The organism is Curtobacterium sp. MCBA15_016 (assembly GCF_001865105.1).
Taxonomy (GTDB): domain Bacteria; phylum Actinomycetota; class Actinomycetes; order Actinomycetales; family Microbacteriaceae; genus Curtobacterium.
The window spans coordinates 1220-3405 of the sequence record NZ_MJGR01000047.1; the positions used below are offsets into that span (position 1 = coordinate 1220).

Genomic DNA, 2186 nt, shown 5'->3' on the forward strand with positions numbered 1-2186 from the left:
GCTCGAGGTCGACGCCGATCGGCACGATCTCGACCGGGCCGTCGTAGTGCGTGGCGACGGCGTCGCGCGCGGTGCTCGACGACGTCCAGATCGCCTCGAACTCGTCGAGGTACGGCAGGGCCGCCCACTTCGCCGTCCAGTTGCGCACCCACGCCACGAGGGCGGTGGACGGCGGCACCCGACCCGGCACGAAGGACTCGATCATCACGACCACGACGGCGGTGTCGTCCGGGACCGGGTCGGCCCAGCGGGTGATCGGCCACATCGCGACGCCCCACCCGGCGTCCCGCAGTGCCCGGGCCAGCCCGAGCGCGACGTAGAGGTCGCCCTTGCCCTCGGCCGGGTCGTCCGTCGACACCGCGAACCGGACGGTCCCGCGCGGCCCCTCGGCGTGGTCGCCCGCGGCGATCGCGGCGTAGTCCGCGGCGAGGGGGGAAGACGTGGGAGCGGTCGGGATGCTGGTCGCGGTCACCGAGCCATTCTGCACGAATCGGCGCTGATCTCAGGGGAGCGCGGGCGCGCGCCTTGTAGGGTGTCATCGGCCGTCGGCACCCCGCGGCCGACCCGTCGACCCGCGCCAGGTGCGCGGCAGCTGCTGGAGGAACCGCGTGACAGAGCGCAAGCCGGGAGTCGTGTCCGTCATCCTCGTGAACTACAAGGGCACGGACGACACCCTGACGAGCATCGCGGAGCTCCGCAAGCAGGACTGGCCGCAGGACCGGCTCGAGGTCATCGTCGTCGAGAACGGTTCCGGCCCCGAGCACCTCGGTCGGCTCAAGGCGTCGGAGCTCGACTTCACGCTCGTCGACGCCGGTGCGAACCTCGGCTTCACGGGCGGCTGCAACCTCGGCGTCGAGAAGTCCTCCGGCGAGATCGTGGCGTTCCTCAACAACGACGCCCGACCCGACACCGGCTGGGTGCGCGAGGCCATGGCGACGTTCGCCTCCGGCGCGGACATCGGCGCCGTGGCGTCGAAGGTCCTCGACTGGGAAGGCGTCAACGTCGACTTCACCGAGGCCGCGATGACCTGGTACGGCATGGGCTACAAGCCGTTCGCGGGCTCGCCGGACACGGGGCGCTGGGAGTCCGAGACCGACGTGCTGTTCGGCACCGGCGCGGCGATGTTCATCCGTGCGGAGCTCTTCGAGCAGCTCGACGGCTTCGACGACCGCTACTTCATGTTCTACGAGGACGTCGACCTCGGCTGGCGGCTCAACCTGCTCGGCTGGCGCTTCCGGTACCAGCCGAAGTCCGTCGCGTTCCACAAGCACCACGCGTCGATGAACAAGTTCGGCGACTTCCGCGAGACCTACCTGCTCGAGCGGAACGCCCTCTTCACGCTCTACAAGAACCTGGGTGACGAGCAGCTCGCAGCGGCCCTGCCCGGGTCGCTCGCGCTCGTCGTCCGTCGCGCCGTCGGTCGTGGCGAACTCGACTCGACCGAGCTCGACCTCCGCAACCCCGGCGACGACAGCGTCCCGACGATCCCCGTGCCGAAGACGGCGATGGCGGGCATCTACGGCGTCGACCAGTTCGTCGAGCAGCTGCCGTCGATGACCGAGTCGCGTCGGCAGATCCAGGCGACCCGCGTGCGCAGCGACCGCGAGCTCCTGCGCCTCTTCGGCAACCGCGACGAGCCCGCGTACCCGATCGAGAACTACCTGGCCGGCTACGACAAGATCGTGCACTCCCTCGGCGTGCTCGAGGTCGGCACCCGGCGTCGGATCCTCATCATCACGGGCGACTCCATCGGCGAGAAGATGGCCGGTCCGGCGATCCGTGCGACCCAGATGGCGAAGCAGCTCGCCGGCGAGCACGACGTCCGGGTCATCAGCCTCACGCGCTCGTCGCAGATCGACCCCTCGTACGAGGTCGTCACCGTGCCGCACCGCCACCCGCGCCAGATGGTCGAACACGAGGCCTGGGCCGACGTCATCATCGTGCAGGGCCACGCCCTCCGCCTGTTCCCGGTGCTCGAGTCGACGAGCAAGATCCTCGTCGTCGACGTCTACGACCCGCTGCACCTCGAGCAGCTCGAGCAGGGCCGCAGCGACGACGTCGACCAGTGGAACCGGCAGATCCTCGACGCGTCGGACACCCTGAACCACCAGCTCGAACTCGGCGACTACTTCATCTGCGCCTCCGAGCGGCAGCGCATGTTCTGGCTCGGCCAGCTCGCCGGCTCG

The 2186-nt window shown here is 69.8% G+C and carries 2 protein-coding genes; one reads left to right on the forward strand and one right to left on the reverse strand.

The window, feature by feature from the left end; translation table 11 throughout:
• A partial coding sequence (locus BIV03_RS19895) for a hypothetical protein (RefSeq protein WP_175475930.1) occupies positions 1 to 472 on the reverse strand: 472 nt, incomplete at its 3' end.
• Between the two features lie 136 nt (positions 473 to 608).
• On the opposite strand from BIV03_RS19895, the gene BIV03_RS16780 reads away from it, so the two are divergent.
• Positions 609 to 2186: glycosyltransferase family 2 protein (locus BIV03_RS16780; RefSeq protein ID WP_139202046.1), on the forward strand; the 1578-nt coding region annotated here is incomplete at its 3' end.